Here is an 18,658-nt window from a genome sequence, read left to right on the forward strand (position 1 = left end):
TATAGATTACGCAGTTTTAAAAGCGTATCATTTGCCGATATCCTTGAATTGGCAATTATCGATCGTCTGAAAATGCGTGATGAGATAGCTGCCCTTGCCATAAAACTCAAACCGGCAGCCAAAGCGCGCCCCGCCAAAAGGCTGGATGTTGGCATTCACCTCGGTATTCTCGCTGACATTCAGACAGATCACATCACCAACCGGCAGATTGCGCTCAATCTGCCCACTCTTGCTCTTCAAAAGTATATAGAGTGTTTGATCGGCTCCATTTTCTAGACAAGCAGCCCATACAGGCACGCTCAAAGGAAACACCAAAACGGTATAAGCAAAAATAGCCCTGATACCGGCGAACAAAAAGTTTCTTCTCATAAGAACATCCCTTTCGGCACGGCAATTTTATTTGAAATGATGCAGAATTCTGATTTAATACATCTTTCTCCAAAAATAATATAAACCACTTTTGTAAAAATTTCGAAAAAGACCATCATTTAAAATATTAATACTACACTCAAAGAAGTTAAAAGATCAGCACAATCTTTAGTCGCTCTTGAATGCGCAAGGGTGCACACATAATTGCAACACCAAAGCCGACATTGTTGCCGATAAAACATTTCCGCTTGACCTTTTTGTCAAAACACCTGAAAAGGCCAGAGGAAAAGGAGAATGAATAAATGAAGACAGCCTTTTCCACGATCGCTCCGGATCGCTTCAGCCATGAAACATTTCGTGATGCAGAAGCCGCCATTCAGCGACTACTGGATATTTATCAAGTTCATACTGAATTCCTCAGAGATGCTTTCACCCGCGTCGCACAAAATGATGTGCCTTCGACCGGGCGGTATCGTGCGACCTATCCTGAAATCCGCATGACGACAGATACCCATGCCCAGATTGACTCCCGCCTGTCATTTGGCCATGTCCCTGGTCCGGGCACTTATTCCACCACCATCTCCCGTCCGGATCTGTTCAGCCACTATCTCAAGCAGCAGATTGAACTGCTTTTGTCCAATCATAACGTCGCCATTGAAGTGGGGCCTTCCATGACCCCGATCCCCATTCACTTTGCCTGGCCAAATGGCATGAATGTGGAAGGCGCCCTGCCCGAAACATGGTCTCGCCCCTTGCGCGACGTCTTCGATGTGCCTGATCTGGCCATCACCGATGATGCAATCGTCAACGGAACGCAGCATTATGGCCCCGATGAAGTCGTCCCGCTGGCGCCCTTCACCGGCCCGCGCATCGACTATTCTCTGCATCGACTGGCCCATTACACCGCCACGAAACCGGAGCATTTCCAGAACTTCATCCTGTTCACCAACTACCAGTTCTATATCGACGAGTTTGTGAACTGGGCCAGAGAACAGATGGCAAATGGCTCCGAGGACTATGTGGAATTTGTCGAAGTCGGCAATCAGGTTACCCCTTCGGGTGCAACCGAACCTGTTGAGGGCGAAGCACCGCCACGCCTACCACAAATGCCTGCTTATCACCTCAAGCGCAAAGATCAGAACGGCATTACGCTGGTCAATATCGGCGTCGGCCCGTCCAATGCGAAAACCATTACGGACCACATCGCCGTCCTGCGCCCCCACGCATGGCTCATGCTGGGCCACTGCGCCGGCCTGCGCAACACACAGCGTCTGGGTGACTATGTTCTCGCTCACGGATATGTCCGAGAAGATCACGTTCTGGATGCCGACTTGCCCACTTGGGTTCCCATTCCGGCACTCGCGGAAATTCAGGTAGCATTGGAAGATGCGGTCGCAGACATTACGGGTCTCAAGAATTACGAGCTCAAGCGCATCATGCGAACAGGCACCGTCGCCTCCATAGACAACCGGAACTGGGAATTGCGCGACCATAAGGAACCGGTGGAGCGCCTGTCTCAATCCCGCGCCATTGGTCTTGATATGGAATCAGCGGCCATCGCAGCGAACGGTTTCCGCTTCCGTGTGCCCTACGGCACTTTGCTCTGTGTGTCAGACAAGCCCTTGCATGGGGAATTGAAACTGCCCGGCATGGCCAGCGACTTCTACACCCAGCAGGTGCGCCAACATCTCAAGATCGGTATCAAGGCGATGGAAACGTTAAGAGGCATGCCAATCGAGCGGCTTCATTCTCGTAAGCTGCGCAGCTTTGCCGAGACGGCCTTCCAATAGGCCGCAAGTAAGACAGAATACAGGTTAGAAAGAGCACAAGAAGAGGCGCCGCATTATGCGGCCTCTTCTGCCCCGGTTTCCGTTGCTTCTTCCATATCGGGGATCACTTCGCTGGCGGTCTGGCGCTTGCGCGCAACCTTCATCAACTTACAGAAGGAAGCTGCTGGCAAAGGCGGTGCAAAGAGATATCCCTGCGCAGCCGAGACGCCCATTTTACGCAACTGGATAACCTGCTCTTCGGTCTCCACCCCTTCAGCGATGACGCCAATATTCAGATTCTCAGCCAACGAAATCAGCCCCTGAACCAATTCGGGACCAGCAAAGCCCCCATCCAACGCATCAACCAGCAGCTTGTCCAGCTTCAGAATATCCACGCTGATAGAAGACAGGTTATAAAGCCCGCTATGGCCTGACCCCACATCATCCAGTGCAATTTCAGCGCCCAGGGCCCGAATCTGACTGATGACATCTTTGGCCAGATCCATTTCCTGGATCGGCACCCGATCAGAAATCTCGAAAATCAGATTCTTAAAGCCCAGCTTGCTATCCTTAAACACATCTTCAATATCGGCTACGATGGAATCGTCGATCATCTGATGGGAAAACAAGTTGAGCGCAACCTTGAAGACCTGCCCCTCACGCACGACCGGATCCAGTAGCCGACAACTATCCTGCATGATCCGGCAAGTTACCTCGCGCGTGAGCCGGTAATTCTGGGCCAACGGAATGAATTCATGGGGCGGCACAACGCTTCCGTCAGGCTTGAGCCAACGGGCAAGCACTTCGCATCCGGTGATAGCGCCGCTATCAAGATCAATAATCGGCTGCATATAGGGCACGATTTCGCCATTATCGAGCGCATCTAGAATGATGTCTCCATCGGAGGGCCTATAGCGGCCAAAATACCATCCGATACCAACCATGATCAGGCCGAAAAAAAGGCCCAGTAGATTGATGAACTCTCGCTCATCAGCCGTCACAACATCAATCGCGGCCTCGGTAATAGACATCTGCACTTCAAAGGGCAACACATCGGAATGCACAGACACCCGATCAATGATCTCGCCGCCAGCTGTTTCCGGTTCGAGAATGAACCAATGTGTACCGCTTCCCATGGAGAGCATAGCATAACGGAACCGCCGCAAATCATTGCGCACCGGGTCGATGCGGACCAGTTCACCCGGAACACGCGCCACCAGACGGCGACCATTGGCAACATGGCGCACAACCAGCAAGGATGGCATATCAAATTGCCCGGCACCGGCCGATAGAGACAAGGTAACAGCCTTGTCACCGACCTGATAGGCAGGCAACAAACCGGTTTGGCGGGCCGACTGGCCCAGATCTGTGCAGACCAGATTGCCATTGCGATCCACCAGACCAATGGTGTCGATCCAGGCAGTAGAGCGAGCCGCGTCACTATAGCGATAACGATGGTCCGTCGTGCAGGACAGGCCTGGAGATTGCGCCAGATTATTCAGGACATTGATTGCAGTTTGAGCGGCATCGCTCGCCCGTTCCAGCATGACATCTGCCGAGATTTGCAGGTCTTCCTTGATCTCTTTTTCAACCTGCCAACGCATGGCAAATTGCATGCCGATGGTCAGCAAGCCTGCGCTTACCGTCGCCAGTAACGAGTATCCCGCAATTTTCTTGGCATTTCTGATCATAGAGCCTCGCCCAAACAATTGCGCTAATTTGAGCATAAATCAGTGAAAATTCAGTTGATTTTTGGAAACATACCAAGAAACATCGACACGCAGCGGAAACGCCGATTTCGCGCCTTCCGAGCAGCTGCTGCAGTATCTATTACCTAGGAGATATCCGAGCACAAATACACACCTCGATCCGGCTCAGCACATCAGGAGACGGTTTTCACATTGTCCTTGTTGGCAGCTGGAATTTGTTTCTTCTTCTGGTTTTTTCCACCCAACGCACCGACCAACTGCAGATAGGCAGAAGCCGGCAGAGCCGGAGAGAAGAGAAAACCTTGTGCTTCGTCGATCCCCGAGCGCCGCAGATAGTCAAGCTGCTCATCGGTCTCTACGCCTTCAGCAACGACGACCATATCCATGCCCTTGGCCATCTGACTGAGAGAATCGATGATCGGAACGGTTTCAGTCTCTGCCGTGATGGTATCCACAAACAGTTTGTCGATCTTGATGATATCCATGCCCAGCTTTTGCAGATAGGCGAAACCACCATGGCCTGTACCGGCATCATCAAGCGCCACCCGAATGCCAAGTTCCTGCAACCTTGCAATGATGGCCCGCGCCCGGTCCAGATTTTCCAACGGCAACCGCTCGGTCACTTCCAGAACGAGCTGTTCAAACCGCACGCCAGAATTGCCAAAGACCTGCTCTACTTCGCGCACGATGGCCAGATCCTCAAAATGCTTATTGAACAGATTGATCGCAACCTTCAGGTTCGGATGCTTGGCGTAGCTCTCGGAGAGATCTTCAGCCACCTGCTCCATCAGCAGCGCGGTCATCGGCAGGGCCAGGCCCGAGGCTTCAGCCACATCGATAAAATGGCCGGGAGAAAGGATCGTCCCATCCGGCTTGCGCCATCTGACAAGAACCTCACAGCCAGCCAGCCTGCCGCTCTGGATATCAAGAATGGGCTGATAGTAGGGCACAAATTCCTTACGCTTGATCGCCTGCTCCAGACTGACATACGGATCCGGCTTGCGCAGCCCCATCCGGACAAAGAAGAACATGATCAACGCACCGGTCAGAATACCAAGACCATCAACGACCCGCATCACGCCGCCAAAGGAATCCCACACTGCCGAAAAAGGCAGAGCAACAGAGACCGTTAGCGGATAGCGCGAAGAATTGACCTCGTGGGTGATCAGATCCTTGACCCAATTCGGATCAGGCTCGAACGAATAGAAGGGCGCCCTTTGGCGCAGTCGACTAACCGGCGTGCTTTCGGTGATAGTCTCGTTATTTTTCAGCTTCATCGAAATGCGGTAGAAATCGACATAATCCGTCTGCATGCCCTGCGGAACGAAATTCTCCACAAGAATGAACCCGCCAATCGAAACAAACTCAGTGATATGCCATTGAACAAGCAAACCTTCCTTGCCTGTCAAACTATCGCGCACCGCCCGGTAGCTCAAATGATCAACTGCGCCGATCACCTGCGATGACGTAGGCTGGAAGCTGGTGCTCTCCTTGATAGAAGAGCAGTACATATACTCACCATTATAAATAAGCCCGACATCATGCAGCACCGAGTGACGCAGCATCATTCCGCGGAAACGCTCCTGAAGCGCATTGTCGCAAACGGGAACGCGGAAATGAGGCAAAGCAGAGAAAACATCGATGGCTTCTTGAACAAAGGTCTCGGCCCGCACCAGCGTACGCTGCGCTGTCTGATCCAGGAAACGCTCCCCCCGGCCCATCAGATAGTCGCGCATGGCTATATGGGCGGCAAACACCGGGAAAATTCCCAGGACCACGCCAAGAAATAGCAAAATTATGGACCGAAACCGATTCTTCAAGGCGCACTTCCCTTCTCTGGCAAGAGAATAATCCGCTGCGGCTAACAGAGGATTAACCATAATCAAAGCGCGATAGTGTTGCGTAAATTGCCGTTATGAAATCTGGGCGACATTAGTCCAACACATTCTCAAAATAGAAGCGTTGAAACTCAAGGGATGCTAGAATCGATCCTAGACATTTCGTAACCGACTCCCTTATCCATCGACAGGAGCAATGCGGCATGCGTCAAACCATGCCAAGACCGTAAAAAACCTGCACAAACATTTGTTTCCGAGCATTTGTTATCAATCATTTTCGCAGATCTTCTTCTTGTAAATGAGGCTCACTTTCTATGAAACGTACAAGTCTTACCCTCGGCTTCCTTCTTGTCTCCACCGCTCTGGTGCATGCCCAAAGCGATGCGGAAACAGCTTGGGACGCGATTTTCAAAGACATGAATCAGTCCGGATTGCTGACAGCAACAAACGGTTCCGTTCATTATAACGAGGCAACGGATAGCCTGACCGTTCAAAATCTTGTCTTCAAGACCGACTTTTCCCTGCCAGTTCCTACAAAGCGCACCTTCAGCGAGGAAAGCGACGACACGGCGGCTGATGGCATATCAAAAGAGGGCAAGAGCAAAAGCGAGCTGAAAATCGCCCTCAAGATTGCTTTGCCGACCGCTGTCTACACCGGACTTCGTCTTGAAGAGGCCGGTTATGCCTATGACAGCATGACCATTGATACAATGACTGGCTCATTCGATATTGATGCTCCGGGAACAGCTGACGACACTCACCTGAAGCTGGAAACCACGGGCAAAAGCACCATAACAGCGGCCTATTCCCCCTTCCTTGGCGAGTTCAAGCTTGCTCCATCGCGGCCGATCGGCAGCGTGATGGACTATATCCGCCCGCTACTCATGCAGACGCGATATGAAAACACTTCCGTCGAAGGGATGATCGCCAAGCAATATGTGGATGCCTATCAGGACGCTGTGCAGACCACAGAAACGGGGCCAATGCAGGTATCGGATGTCAAAAATGGCAGGATCGGCAGCTATGAAGTTGCCTATCAGAAAACTGACATGGTCTTCGATAGCAAGAACAGTTTCCCCCCAGAATCAGATCTGGCTCAGGGCAACCCAGCCCAAGTCACCTACACCATCAACAAGACCCGTTACGAAGGCTATGACATCGGCGCTCTGTTGAGCGTCATCGACCCCAACGCGGCCCCTATCGAAGGTACCAAGTCCGTTCTGGAAAAGAGCGAAATGGCGGGTATCAACGTATCTGTCCCGAATCTCGCTGAAATAAAGATCGGCCCGGCCAGCCAGTCAGACATCACAGTCAAACAGCCGGCTACCTATCTGGTGCCACTCCTCGACAAAATGATTGCCGAAGATCTCAATCCGGATGACTTGTCCGAAGAGGACCAGCAGGCATTAATTGAATCCGGTTTTGACCTGGCCAGAAGCTTCGCCATGGGCCTTACGGAAATTGGCAAGACTGAGGCAAGCATCACGCTTCCCAGTGGCCCTTACCTTGGCCAGAAAGCCACGCTTGGCTTCGAATCGATCCGGCAGGCAGGTTTCAGCAGCTATGGCATTGAGGAATCGTCCATTTCCGGAATGACCTATGCCGGACCACCCGCAATGAGCTTCAAACTTGGCCGTCTCGCCATTGAGGATCTTGAATTTGCCGATTACCAACTGATCAAGCAGGCAATATTCAATTCCATGAAGGGCAACCCACCGCAGGGTAGCGAAGCTGTCAAGCTTGGCCCGAATGCACTCACCCTTGCCCTTAAAGACCTCGCCTATGAAGACAGCAAGGGTAACGCGCTCTCGGCCAATGAGGTAAATCTGCATTATGACCGGATAGGATTGGCTATTCCGGCAGAAGTCACCACAAAGATCGACAATCTCACGATTGCCAAGTCCATGCTGCAGCATCCCCTTGCCGGAGTCCTTCTTGATCAGCTCGGACTTGATAGCGTGACGATCAATGAAGAGCTGGCCATGACGTGGGACGATGAAAGCCAGACCTTCCAAATCAGCCCGATCAAGTTGGAATTGCCGAATATCGTCTCCCTTTCCGGCTCTCTTGGCGCAGGCGGCATCATGCGTGATTATCTCGAGAACCCGGAAACGGCGCAAGCAGCCATGGCAACCGCCTCAGTGCTTCCTGCATCCCTGACGCTCAAGGATCTGGGCGGACTGGATGATTTGATCAAATTGGCAGGCGTTACCATGGGCATGGGGCCGGACCAGACACGCGAAATGGCATCGATGCAGCTTCGTGCTGTGTTGAGCGGCTTCACGGAGGCGGCTTTTTACGACTCCGTAGTGAAAGAAGTCGACATGTTCCTGAAAGATCCGCAAAGCCTGATGGTAAGCCTCAACCCATCCAATCCAGTGCCAGTTGCTCAGCTTTTGGGTGTCGCGGCCACCGCACCGCAGCAGATTCCATATCTGCTGGCCATTGGCGTGATCGCCAACGACAATTAACGGCATCTTCGTTCATCAGTGCAGAATACAGAAATAGAAAAGGCGGCTTTAAAAGCCGCCTTTTCTTTGTAAATCAGAAGATTCCAGAGGTTTCTTATTCTGGAAGATTAAGTCGCAGATGCAACTCGCGAAGCTGCTGATTGGTCGGGTCGCTTGGAGCGCCCATCATAAGATCTTCAGCCTGCTGGTTCATAGGGAACAGGGAGATCTCACGCAGGTTCGGCGTACCACAGAGCAGCATGATGATGCGGTCCATACCGGCAGCCATGCCGCCATGCGGAGGAGCGCCATACTGGAAGGCACGATACATGCCACCGAAGCGTTCCTGCAGAACTTCTTCGCTGTAACCGGCAATCTCGAAAGCCTTCTTCATGACTTCGGTCTGGTGGTTACGAATGGCACCAGAGCCGATTTCATAGCCGTTGCAGACGATGTCATACTGATAAGCGTCCAGTTCGAGCGGATCCGTGTTTTCCAGCCCTTCCAACGCACCTTTCGGCATGGAGAACGGGTTGTGGCAGAAGTCCACTTTCTCTTCGTCTTCGTTCCACTCATACATCGGGAAGTCAACGATCCAGCACAGGTCGTAGCGGTCGCGATCAATGAGATCCAGTTCTTCGCCCACACGGTTACGGGCGCGACCGGCAAAGTCGTAGAATTTCTTCGGATCACCGGCAACAAAGAAGCAGGCATCCCCGGCATCCAGACCAAGCTGGGTGCGGATGGCTTCAGTGCGATCCGGACCGATATTCTTGGCAAGAGGCCCTGCCCCTTCCAGAGATCCGTCTTCGCCCTTGCGCCAGAAGATATAACCAAGGCCAGCCTGGCCTTCGCCCTGCGCCCAGCTGTTCATGCGGTCACAGAAGGTACGAGCACCACCGGTTTTGGCCGGAATGCCCCAAACTTCGTTGGTGCTGTCTTCGAGCATGCGCGCAAAGATCTTGAAGCCGGAGCCGCGGAAGTGGTCGGAAACCTCTTCCATAACGATCGGAATACGCAGGTCAGGCTTATCAGAGCCATATTTGCGCAGCGCTTCCTTGTAAGGAATGCGTGGGAAGTCCTGCGTAACAGGCTTGCCCTCGGCGAATTCTTCGAACAGGCCGCGAATGACCGGTTCCATCGTGGTGATCACGTCTTCCTGTTCAACAAAGCTCATTTCCATATCGAGCTGATAGAATTCACCCGGCAGACGGTCTGCACGCGGATCTTCATCGCGGAAGCAAGGAGCGATCTGGAAATATTTGTCGAAACCGGACATCATCAGAAGCTGTTTGAACTGCTGCGGAGCCTGCGGCAATGCGTAGAATTTGCCCGGATGGATGCGCGAAGGAACAAGGAAGTCACGCGCGCCTTCCGGCGAAGAAGCCGTCAGGATCGGGGTCTGGAATTCGTTGAATCCGATTTCGTTCATGCGACGACGCGCAGAAGCGATGATGGCAGAGCGCTTCAGGATGTTCGCGTGCAAGGTTTCACGGCGCAAATCCAGGAAGCGGAATTTGAGACGTGTATCTTCGGGATAATCCGGCTCACCAAAGACCGGCATCGGCAGCTCTTTGGAAGCACCAAGAACATCCAGCTTGGAGATAAAAATCTCAATCTGGCCGGTCGGCAGCTGGTCATTGATCGTGTCTTCAGAGCGGGCTTTGACCTCGCCTTCGATACGAATACACCATTCACCGCGCACTTTTTCAGCGTCGGTGAAGGCTGGGGAATCCGGATCGGCCACGACCTGGGTCAGACCATACTGGTCGCGCAAATCGATGAAAAGAAGACCGCCATGGTCACGGACACGGTGTACCCAACCGGACAAGCGAACGGTTTCGCCCACATGGCTCTCTCTGAGATCGCCACAGGTATGGCTGCGATAAGGATGCATGAATAAACCCTGATGCTTGAGATGGCGCCTGCGATTTGCATCAAATGGCAAAGCTCACATCTCGAATTGAAACTTCAACCGATAAATCGTCCCGCCTTTCATAAAGCGCAATTCTCTCGGTTTCAACGCAAAAAGGGCGCAGAACCTACGCCCTATGTTAAAAATCTGGCCGGACCCTGCATCTCTGCGCGCAAGGTGTCAAGCCAAACAGCCCAAAACCGATGGCTTTTTCGAAAAAAGCTTGGGGGTTTGCTCCAGTCTGGCCAAAGTCTGGCCAAAAGCCTCCTATCGAGCGGCAAAAAAACCTTCAGGAAACTCCATCCGCCCATAGGGCATCCGGTTATCGAAAGACATGATCAGGAACTCGTCAGCCATATCCTTCACGCTGGCCATCTCAGGCGCATTCATAAAGCCGAGCGGTTTGAAATAGTCGGGATCCCCGACAAGTGCGACGCCCTTGCCATGCATCTGCCGGAGCATCTCCAGTCCTTCCGCAATCAAAGCCTTGCGGATCCCCTGGCTGAGGCACTCAGGCAGAACCGAAACCGGCCCCAGCGCATACCAACCTTTATCGCCCCCGGACACACGCACCGGACAAAAAGCGACATGACCAACGATAGTCCCATCAACCTCGGCAACGAGCGACAGGGTTAATAGACCAGACTTGCGCAATTCATTCAACGTGAAATAGCCATTCTGCTTTCCAAGCTGATGCTGTCTGGCTGCGGCCAGTGTTACATTCATGATCGCGTCGAAATCCGCGGCCGTTTCTTTTCTTATTTCCATGATGCAATCCGACAAAGAGGCTGTTTCGGAAAAAGACGATGACCAATCGTCCCCAAAAATTAAATCATGGAAAAGTTCCAAACAAAAGTTCTCCCAATAGCTATGCAACAAAAGAGTGACGGTCTACGCCGTTAAGAAAATTGGCAATTTTTCCCAATAGCGGTGGCTTTTTGCAGCAACACACTGCAATAATCCCCATTGCCAGCCGAGTCCTTGCAAAGAATTGGCGACAAAAGACGAAATGTTCGATATAAGCGAGCCCAATGAAGACGATCACGACTACTGCCGAGCTGGCAGACGCTTGCAAAAAATGCGCAGAGCACCCCTACGTAACCGTAGATACGGAATTTCTGCGTGAAACGACCTATTGGCCGAAACTTTGCCTCATCCAGATGGCCTCCCCTGACGATGCGTTTCTTATAGATCCGCTCGCAGAAGGGCTTGATCTTGCGCCATTCTTTGAATTGATGGCTGATGAAAACGTGACGAAAGTTTTCCATGCAGGCCGACAGGACATAGAAATCATCTATCATATGGGTAATCTCATTCCTTCGCCCATGTTTGACAGTCAGGTCGCTGCCATGGTGTGCGGCTTTGGTGATTCCATATCCTACGACCAGCTCGTTCAGCGCCTCACCGGCACGCGTCTTGATAAATCCCATCGTTATACCGATTGGTCCCGCCGTCCGCTCACTGAAAAGCAACTTACATATGCTCTGGCAGACGTAACGCATCTGCGCGACGTCTATCACGCCCTTCATGCCAATCTGGATGAACAGAACCGCAGCGAATGGGTTCAGGAAGAGATGAAGATTCTCACCTCTCCGGACACCTATTACACCGCGCCTGTCAACGCCTGGAAGCGCATGAAGTTGCGCATCCGCAAGCCGCGCGAGTTTGCTGCCCTTAAAATGCTGGCCGCATGGCGGGAATCCGAAGCGCAATCGCGCGATGTGCCCCGCAACCGCATCCTGAAGGATGAAGCCATTTTCGAATTGGCCATCCATCAGCCAAAGACACCGGAAGCTCTCACCGCGCTGCGCTCCATCTCCAAGGGCTATGAGCGTTCAAAGGCCGGTCAGGACCTCTTGCAACTGATGCATGAAGTGGCTGACATTCCGGCAACCGAATTGCCAGATGTGCCCAAAGGCAAGAACCAGCCGGAAGGCTCAGGGGCTGCCGTTGACCTGATGAAGGTGTTGCTCAAGCTGGTGTCCGAGCGTCATGGTGTGGCTGCCAAGGTCATTGCCACTGTCGATGATCTTGAAAAGATCGCCTGTGATGACGACGCCGATGTTGCTGCGCTCAAAGGCTGGCGCAAGGAACTGTTCGGGCAATATGCACTGCGTATCAAGCGCGGCGAAATGGCTCTACGCCTTGAAGGCAAGCGTGTTGGTACGATTGAATGCGACCCACCCGAATTGCCAGCCCAGAGCAAAAATGGCAAGCGCTCCGGCAAGAGCCGCAAGGCAAAGCAGCCAGAGACATCATCATAATGTGAGCGCATATCTGCGCTCACTGCGCCGGTATGCTGGACAAAACGCGCCAATCCTTTTAAGACAGAGCTCTTAATAAGTTCCACTTGTACCAAGACGGGTCAGGATCTAGGGCAAGTTTTCCATTTTGTCCAGGATTCTTTCGAGATGCAGCTTTTGCGTCCCATCATACAAGCCTCATTCTGCCCTTGATGCGGCGTCAAATGCCGCCCTTCCGAGGGCTCTCAATCGTCTCGAAGTCTGGGAAATACCTCATTGTTGCGAGTCTTGGTCAACTGCGCCAAGCGTTGCTGGAATTATTGGATGACTTTGAATTTCCGAGCGGTTTTCCGCTCTTTGAGTACTTACAACTACCGCCTCTGGTTCGCGGGTGCCCTGATTTCCAACATCGGCACATGGATGCAACGCACCGCGCAGGACTGGCTAGTCCTGACCGAATTGACCGACCATAGCGCCTCGGCCGTGGGCATGACCATGGCCTTCCAGTTTGGTCCCCAGCTACTGCTATTCCCGATCACCGGCCTGGTGGCCGATATGTTTGATCGGCGCAAACTGATGATCGCAACCCAGACCATCATGGGCACATTGTCCCTGATCCTTGGCGCCCTTGTCATCACAGGGCTTGCCGAGCTGTGGCATGTCTATCTGCTGGCATTCCTGTTCGGATGCGCTGCTGCCTTTGATGCTCCCACCCGACAGACCTTCGTCAGCGAACTCGTCGCCAAGAAAGATATCTCCAACGCGGTCGCCCTCAATTCGACCTCCTTCAACAGTGCCCGCATGATCGGCCCTGCCGTTGCGGGGCTTTTGATTGCCGCCTTTGATACGGGCCCTGCCTTTATCATCAATGGTTTGTCTTTCGGCGCTGTACTTCTTTCGCTCCTGCTGCTACGCAAATCCGAGCTGCAGCCGAGCGTATATGCCCGCCGGTCAACCAAGGGCATCATGGACGGTTTCCGCTATGCCTTCGGGCGCAGAGACTTGAGCGTCATGCTGATCATGCTGTTTCTCATAGGCACTTTCGGCATGAATTTCCCGATCTACATTTCCACCATGGGCGTGAAACTGTTTCATGCCGATGCGCAAGGCTACGGTCTGCTGACGACCTTTTCCGCTATCGGTACGCTGATGGGGGCCCTGATGGCCGCAGGGCGAGAAAGCCCGCGTTTTGAGACCCTGTTCATCGGCACAGCCATGTTCGGCTTTGGCTGCCTGATTGCAGCCATGACCCCGGGTTACTGGTGGTTTGCCATAACGCTTATTCTGGTCGGCCTGTCGGCCATGACCTTCCTGAACACATCAAACGCGCTGATGCTGCTTTCTACTGATCCGGAAATGCGAGGACGCGTGATGGCCCTGCGCTTTGCCATCACCATGGGAGGCACCCCGATTGGCGCTCCCATTGTGGGATGGGTTGCGGATAACCTGGGGCCTAGATGGGCACTTGGGGTTGGTGCCTTTGCAGGCTTTGCGGCGGCCATGGTTGCGCTTTATCATTTCTCGCAAAGCAAGCTGCGCAATCAGCCGGTCATGTTCACGCCCGATGACCAGCTCTGAGGCAACTAATAAGCGCTTCGCCAATCTATATCGAGCTTAGCAAGTCTTTATCAAGCTTATCCAGCTTTGTTCAAGCCTCGCCGGCAACCTCTCCGATGGAATCGATGACGAAATCTTCATCCTCATCCTCCGGCTCGATGCGCTCCGCGCCAACCAGTTGCATATAGGGCAAATCACGGAAGCGCGCGACCAGTTGTTCCCAGAGCGCGGAGACAAGAGCCACCGGCAACTGATCCTCTTTCAAAACGGCCTTGACTTCCAGCAACCGGTTGCGCTCGACCTTTGAGAAGGTCAGAGCCAACTCGGCAGGCTGTTCAGCCTCGATGCGGGTCACTTCCACCCATGTCGCGGAATTCTCCTCAACGGACAGAACGCTCTTCGCCATGACGAAATCCGCGCCGGGCGGGAAAATGCTATCGGAGATGTCGATCAGCCGTACATCCTGCCAACTGGGCCAGACTTCCTTTGCAAAGCGGTCTCCCTGCTCGGCGAAATCATCAAAGCACCAGTCGATATTGTTTGCCCCCTCACCAACCAAGTCTTCCTCGAAAGTAACGCGGACCTCAGCCAGATAGGCATAATCGACGATCGAGATCTTGCCCTCTTCGATAGCTTCCGGGTCACTGGCGGCAAACAGCACATACTCACCATAAGGAGCTCTGTCACGATAACAGGCTTCCACGGAGACCGGCTGAATAGCGCCCCCTTCCTCCATCACGCCATGGACGACAATCCAGTGTGCATCTTGATCCACTTGTTCCTTCATTGAGCGACAGACTCCATTCCCCGATCAGCTCCGAGTTCAAACAATTTGCGCATCATAGCCTAGCAATCTGACGAAGCTGGTAAAGCGCCGTTCCAGCTTGCTATGGCGCAGCATCTTGAGGTCGTCAGGCAGCGTCAACACCGCCGTGTCATCCGCTAAACGAATATCCAGACGGTCAAGCACGCCCGGCAAATCGCCAACGGCAGCATGCGCCAGCCGCTGGGCAGCCCCGGTAATCTGCGCCATGGTGCGCAGATGCAGATTGCTCATCTCCCGCATACGACCGGAAAGCTTGGCCCCGGACAGGCCTTCATGGCGGAAATAGTTCGACATCGCCAGATAGGCCCGACCGGGATGGTCGATGCCAATGAAGGTGCTATGGGCGATGACATTAAGGCTTTGCGTGCCCCGATAATCCGGATGCGCACGCCAGCCCATATCAGTCAACAGACAGGCAGCCCGCCGCAAACGTTTTTCATAATCGGTTTCCGCAACTTCGAGCGCCTCATAGACCTTGTCGAGCCAATCGGCCAGCTCATGGGCATATTGTGGCGAGCGGGAGCGCAACACACAAAGGTCCTCGCAGGCAGAAAGCAACGGATCTTCTTGCTGGATCTCTGCTGGCAGCAGCTCATACAAATGCCCCTCACGCACCCCCAAAGAGGAGAAAACGATCCGCTTGGGCTTCCCCTTCCTGATCACTTCATGAAGCACCGCCGCGCCATAGGGAAGCAGGCTGCGTCGTGATTTGGAAACAGCACTGATGCCGGAGAAATCTTCAATGTCATCCCGAATGCATTGATGGCAGAATTCCAAAGCCTCTTCGCCATCTATTTCATAATGATGCATCACATGCAGGGGATAGCCCACCGAGGCCATATGCAGCTTGCCCAAGGCACGCCAGGTGCCACCGATGGCATAAAAGGTCTTGCCCTCAAGTTCCTTCAGCTGTTCTGATTGGACCAGCTCATTCTTGGCTATTTTCTGGGCCTGCTTCACAGAGCCTTCAGACATGTCCTGCAAACGCAGACCACCCAGCGGATGAGTGGCACCGACACCCAGTGTCTGGCCATCAACAGACACAAGTTCAAGGCTTCCGCCCCCCAGATCCCCAACCACGCCACAAGGGTCCAGCATTGCTGAAACAACACCAAGAGCCGATTTGCGCGCCTCATCCTCTCCGGAAAGCACCAGAGCCTCAATGCCACAAATCTCTTCCACCTGTCGCAGAAAATCCGGTCCGTTGCTGGCGTCTCTGGCAGCGGCCGTGGCCAGAACATATTTATTCTTCACGCCCGCAGTATCCATGAGGAAACGAAACCGGCGCAAAGCCGCCAAAGCGGCATCCACGGCCTTTTCCTCAAGCTTGCCGGTTACGCCGACGCCGCGCCCCAAACCGCAAAGATGCTTTTCATTATACATCGGCACAGGCGCACGCGCCTCGCGCTCATACATGACGAGGCGCACCGAGTTTGAACCGATGTCAACCACGGCAACAGGAACAGATCCACTGATCCGCCCCTGCATGGTGAGTTTGTCCAGATTCTTATCGCTGGATTCGATCTGTGAATGCCCTTGGAGAGTCATTTTCTAGTGAGTCACCTCGCCCTGAAAGACTTGGGTTTGTCATGAAGAAGCTATGCGCGTTGAAGGGCTGTTCGCCCTCCGCAGCTTGAATTCGGCGCGATGATCCATCAGGCAGAATTTCCCAGCTTTGCTGATTGTCCATTATATTGGCGACCATGATCTGATCAAGAACCTGAGCATGGATCGTGGGATTGGTAACCGGAACATAGGTTTCACACCGACGGTCCAGATTACGAGGCATAAGGTCTGCAGACCCGAAATAGATGATGGCTTCCTTGTTTGGCAATTCCTTGCCGTTACCGAAACAAATGATACGCGAATGCTCAAGGAAGCGTCCAACAATCGATTTGACCCGGATATTATCGGACAGACCCGGGAATTGCGGCCTGAGACAACAAATCCCGCGGATCACAAGATCGATCTTCACGCCTTCCTGACTGGCGCGATAGAGCGCATCGATCAGGGTGGGATCAACAAGCGAATTAGCCTTAGCCCAAATGCGCCCCGGACGCCCGGCTCGCACATGTTCGATTTCATTCTCGATATGCTCAAGCAAGGACTTGCGCATGGTGTAAGGAGAAACGAGCAACTTCCTGAGATGGTCCGGTTCGGCATATCCGGTGATGAAGTTGAAAACACGGGCCACATCCATCGCGATTTCTTCATCGGCGGTGAAGAAGCTGAGATCCGTGTAGATCTTGGCCGTGATCGGGTGATAGTTGCCCGTGCCAATATGACAATAGGTGACCAGCTTGCCCTCTTCGCGACGCACCACCATCGACAATTTGGCGTGGGTTTTCAGCTCGATAAAGCCAAATACCACTTGCACACCAGCGCGCTCCAAATCACGCGCCCAACCGATATTGGCCTCTTCATCAAAACGCGCCTTCAACTCGACAAGTGCCGTCACCGACTTGCCTGCTTCCGCAGCCTCGATCAGCGCACGAATGATGGGAGAATTCTTGGATGTCCGATATAACGTCTGTTTGATGGCAACAACGTCAGGGTCCAAAGCTGCCTGCAGCAAATACTGCGCCACCACATCAAAGCTCTCATAAGGATGATGGACAACAATGTCCTTTTCCTTGATGGCGGCGAAGCAATCGCCGTTATGCTCGCGAATCCGCTCAGGGAAGCGTGCATTGTAGCTCTTGAACTTGAGCTCTGGACGATCCAGCTTGACCAGTTCGGACAGATCACTCAGGCCCAGCGGCCCATCGATATCAACGACCTCATCATCATCCACATCAACAGCATGCGCAACGAAATTACGCAGGTCTTCATCTGTCGAGGTTTCCAACTCCAGACGAATGATCGACCCTCTGCGACGACGCTTCAGCGCGCTTTCAAAATGCCGTACCAGATCTTCGGCCTCTTCCTCGATTTCCAGATCCGAGTCGCGAATAACCCGGAAAGAGCCGATATTGATCACTTCATAGCCGGGAAAAATGCGATCGATAAACAGCGAGACGACCTGCTCGAGCAGAATGCAGCGGTGGCTATCTTCAGCTTCAGCAACACTTGGCAGTGTCACAAAGCGTTTCAAGGCATTGGGCATGCGGACAATGGCCGTCAGATCACCATGGCCATGCCCGCCCTTGAGATTGAGAGCCAGCGAGAAGCCCAGATTGGGAATGAAGGGGAACGGATGGGCCGGATCGACCGCAAGCGGGGTCAGCACCGGGAAGATATCTTCAAGAAATGCCTTTTCCAGAACCTGCATATCCTGATCGGTCAGATCCTTCGGCTCGATCAGAAGGATCTTTTCCTCTTCAAGCAACAGGCGTAAATCCTTGAAGCAAGCTTGCTGACGATCCACCAGCTCATTCACTGCTGCGTTGATCTTGACCAGTTGCTGCCCGGCATCAAGACCGTCTGCACTGATCGATGTAATACCTGCCCGCTTCTGGCCTTTCAGACCAGCTACACGCACCATGAAAAATTCATCAAGGTTGCTGGCGGAAATGGAAAGAAAGCGCAGGCGCTCCAGCAAAGGATGGTTCGCATTCTCGGTTTCTTCCAGCACGCGACTGTTGAAGCCGAGCCATGAAAGCTCCCGGTTCACGAACCGCCCCGGACTGGCCATCAAAGCTTCGATTTCTTCCTGGCTGGGACGCATTTCCACGCTCGGTTCGTCGGAAACAACAGGCACACCGGCGTCAGAAGCGCCAACAGGTTCTGGTGATGAATATGGATGCGTTTCATTGATATCAGACATAGAGGTCCGTCCGTCACTCTTGAATGAGGAAGCTGCATCGCCCCATCGTCAAGGGGTGCGGCTTCTGTTCTGCCGTTACCGTCTCCCCCTTCTTCATGCAAGGCCATGGAATCAAGGAGAAAACGAAAACACTCCGCGCCCATTCTCAAACAGCTGAAACAATCAGGCATCGACATTCAGGGCGCACTGAACCAGCGAATATAGAAACACCTTAGC

At 53.2% G+C, this 18,658-nt stretch carries 12 protein-coding genes; 4 read left to right on the plus strand and 8 right to left on the minus strand.

The annotated features are described in order from the left end of the window. Positions 1 to 27: 27 nt before the first annotated feature. Complete coding sequence (locus tag BM258_RS10010; RefSeq protein ID WP_139229251.1) at positions 28 to 369, minus strand: hypothetical protein; 342 nt, start codon at positions 367 to 369, stop codon at positions 28 to 30. A 302-nt stretch (positions 370 to 671) separates the two neighbouring features. On the opposite strand from BM258_RS10010, the gene BM258_RS10015 reads away from it, so the two are divergent. Next, on the plus strand, positions 672 to 2,159 hold the full coding sequence (locus BM258_RS10015; RefSeq protein WP_090071700.1) for an AMP nucleosidase: 1,488 nt from the start codon (positions 672 to 674) through the stop codon (positions 2,157 to 2,159). Positions 2,160 to 2,212: 53 nt separating this feature from the next. Here BM258_RS10015 and BM258_RS10020 read toward each other — a convergent pair whose 3' ends face one another. Together BM258_RS10020 and BM258_RS10025 are read right to left on the minus strand one after the other, a co-directional pair. Then, a complete protein-coding gene (locus tag BM258_RS10020; RefSeq protein ID WP_175528024.1) occupies positions 2,213 to 3,829 on the minus strand; it encodes an EAL domain-containing protein in 1,617 nt (538 codons plus the stop codon). A gap of 191 nt (positions 3,830 to 4,020) precedes the next feature. Beyond that, a complete protein-coding gene (locus BM258_RS10025; RefSeq protein ID WP_175528025.1) occupies positions 4,021 to 5,604 on the minus strand; it encodes an EAL domain-containing protein in 1,584 nt (527 codons plus the stop codon). A gap of 395 nt (positions 5,605 to 5,999) precedes the next feature. Between BM258_RS10025 and BM258_RS10030 the strand changes: the two genes are divergently transcribed. Continuing rightward, the gene (locus tag BM258_RS10030; protein WP_090071706.1) at positions 6,000 to 8,156 is read left to right on the plus strand and encodes a hypothetical protein; all 2,157 of its coding nucleotides are present in this window, start codon (positions 6,000 to 6,002) and stop codon (positions 8,154 to 8,156) included. Between the two features lie 94 nt (positions 8,157 to 8,250). Here the strand turns inward: BM258_RS10030 and aspS are convergent, their stop codons facing one another. Together aspS and BM258_RS10040 are read right to left on the minus strand one after the other, a co-directional pair. Beyond that, positions 8,251 to 10,032, minus strand: a complete 1,782-nt coding sequence (aspS, locus tag BM258_RS10035) for an aspartate--tRNA ligase (protein WP_090071708.1) — start codon at positions 10,030 to 10,032, stop codon at positions 8,251 to 8,253. A gap of 285 nt (positions 10,033 to 10,317) precedes the next feature. Then, positions 10,318 to 10,818 (minus strand): GNAT family N-acetyltransferase, encoded by a 501-nt coding sequence (locus BM258_RS10040; protein WP_139229252.1) that lies wholly within the window; start codon positions 10,816 to 10,818, stop codon positions 10,318 to 10,320. A 263-nt stretch (positions 10,819 to 11,081) separates the two neighbouring features. Between BM258_RS10040 and rnd the strand changes: the two genes are divergently transcribed. After that, positions 11,082 to 12,314: a ribonuclease D gene (rnd, locus tag BM258_RS10045; RefSeq protein WP_090071712.1), complete on the plus strand. Its 1,233-nt coding sequence runs from the start codon at positions 11,082 to 11,084 to the stop codon at positions 12,312 to 12,314. Between the two features lie 303 nt (positions 12,315 to 12,617). Further along, positions 12,618 to 13,871, plus strand: a complete 1,254-nt coding sequence (locus tag BM258_RS10050) for an MFS transporter (RefSeq protein ID WP_090071714.1) — start codon at positions 12,618 to 12,620, stop codon at positions 13,869 to 13,871. Between the two features lie 70 nt (positions 13,872 to 13,941). Here the strand turns inward: BM258_RS10050 and BM258_RS10055 are convergent, their stop codons facing one another. The 3 genes from BM258_RS10055 to BM258_RS10065 are packed head-to-tail and all read right to left on the minus strand — an operon-like array spanning position 13,942 to position 18,442. Beyond that, complete coding sequence (locus BM258_RS10055) at positions 13,942 to 14,637, minus strand: hypothetical protein (RefSeq protein ID WP_090071717.1); 696 nt, start codon at positions 14,635 to 14,637, stop codon at positions 13,942 to 13,944. Between the two features lie 36 nt (positions 14,638 to 14,673). Next, a complete protein-coding gene (locus tag BM258_RS10060; RefSeq protein WP_407062715.1) occupies positions 14,674 to 16,164 on the minus strand; it encodes a Ppx/GppA family phosphatase in 1,491 nt (496 codons plus the stop codon). A gap of 19 nt (positions 16,165 to 16,183) precedes the next feature. Further along, entirely contained in the window at positions 16,184 to 18,442 is a 2,259-nt protein-coding gene (locus BM258_RS10065; RefSeq protein WP_090071721.1) for an RNA degradosome polyphosphate kinase, read from the minus strand. Between the last annotated feature and the right edge of the window lie 216 nt (positions 18,443 to 18,658).

The sequence above is a fragment of the Cohaesibacter marisflavi genome (assembly GCF_900115225.1).
GTDB classification, from domain to species: domain Bacteria; phylum Pseudomonadota; class Alphaproteobacteria; order Rhizobiales; family Cohaesibacteraceae; genus Cohaesibacter; species Cohaesibacter marisflavi.

Excerpts from the sequence above, each read along its gene's own strand:
- BM258_RS10015 (WP_090071700.1), top strand. The coding sequence starts at position 672 with ATGAAGACAGCCTTTTCCACGATCGCTCCGGATCGCTTCAGCCATGAA.
- BM258_RS10040 (WP_139229252.1), bottom strand. The coding sequence starts at position 10,818 with ATGGAAATAAGAAAAGAAACGGCCGCGGATTTCGACGCGATCATGAAT.
- aspS (WP_090071708.1), bottom strand. The coding sequence starts at position 10,032 with ATGCATCCTTATCGCAGCCATACCTGTGGCGATCTCAGAGAGAGCCAT.
- BM258_RS10065 (WP_090071721.1), bottom strand. The coding sequence starts at position 18,442 with ATGTCTGATATCAATGAAACGCATCCATATTCATCACCAGAACCTGTT.
- BM258_RS10010 (WP_139229251.1), bottom strand. The coding sequence starts at position 369 with ATGAGAAGAAACTTTTTGTTCGCCGGTATCAGGGCTATTTTTGCTTAT.
- BM258_RS10030 (WP_090071706.1), top strand. The coding sequence starts at position 6,000 with ATGAAACGTACAAGTCTTACCCTCGGCTTCCTTCTTGTCTCCACCGCT.
- BM258_RS10060 (WP_407062715.1), bottom strand. The coding sequence starts at position 16,164 with ATGCAGGGGCGGATCAGTGGATCTGTTCCTGTTGCCGTGGTTGACATC.
- BM258_RS10050 (WP_090071714.1), top strand. The coding sequence starts at position 12,618 with ATGACTTTGAATTTCCGAGCGGTTTTCCGCTCTTTGAGTACTTACAAC.
- BM258_RS10020 (WP_175528024.1), bottom strand. The coding sequence starts at position 3,829 with ATGATCAGAAATGCCAAGAAAATTGCGGGATACTCGTTACTGGCGACG.
- rnd (WP_090071712.1), top strand. The coding sequence starts at position 11,082 with ATGAAGACGATCACGACTACTGCCGAGCTGGCAGACGCTTGCAAAAAA.
- BM258_RS10055 (WP_090071717.1), bottom strand. The coding sequence starts at position 14,637 with ATGAAGGAACAAGTGGATCAAGATGCACACTGGATTGTCGTCCATGGC.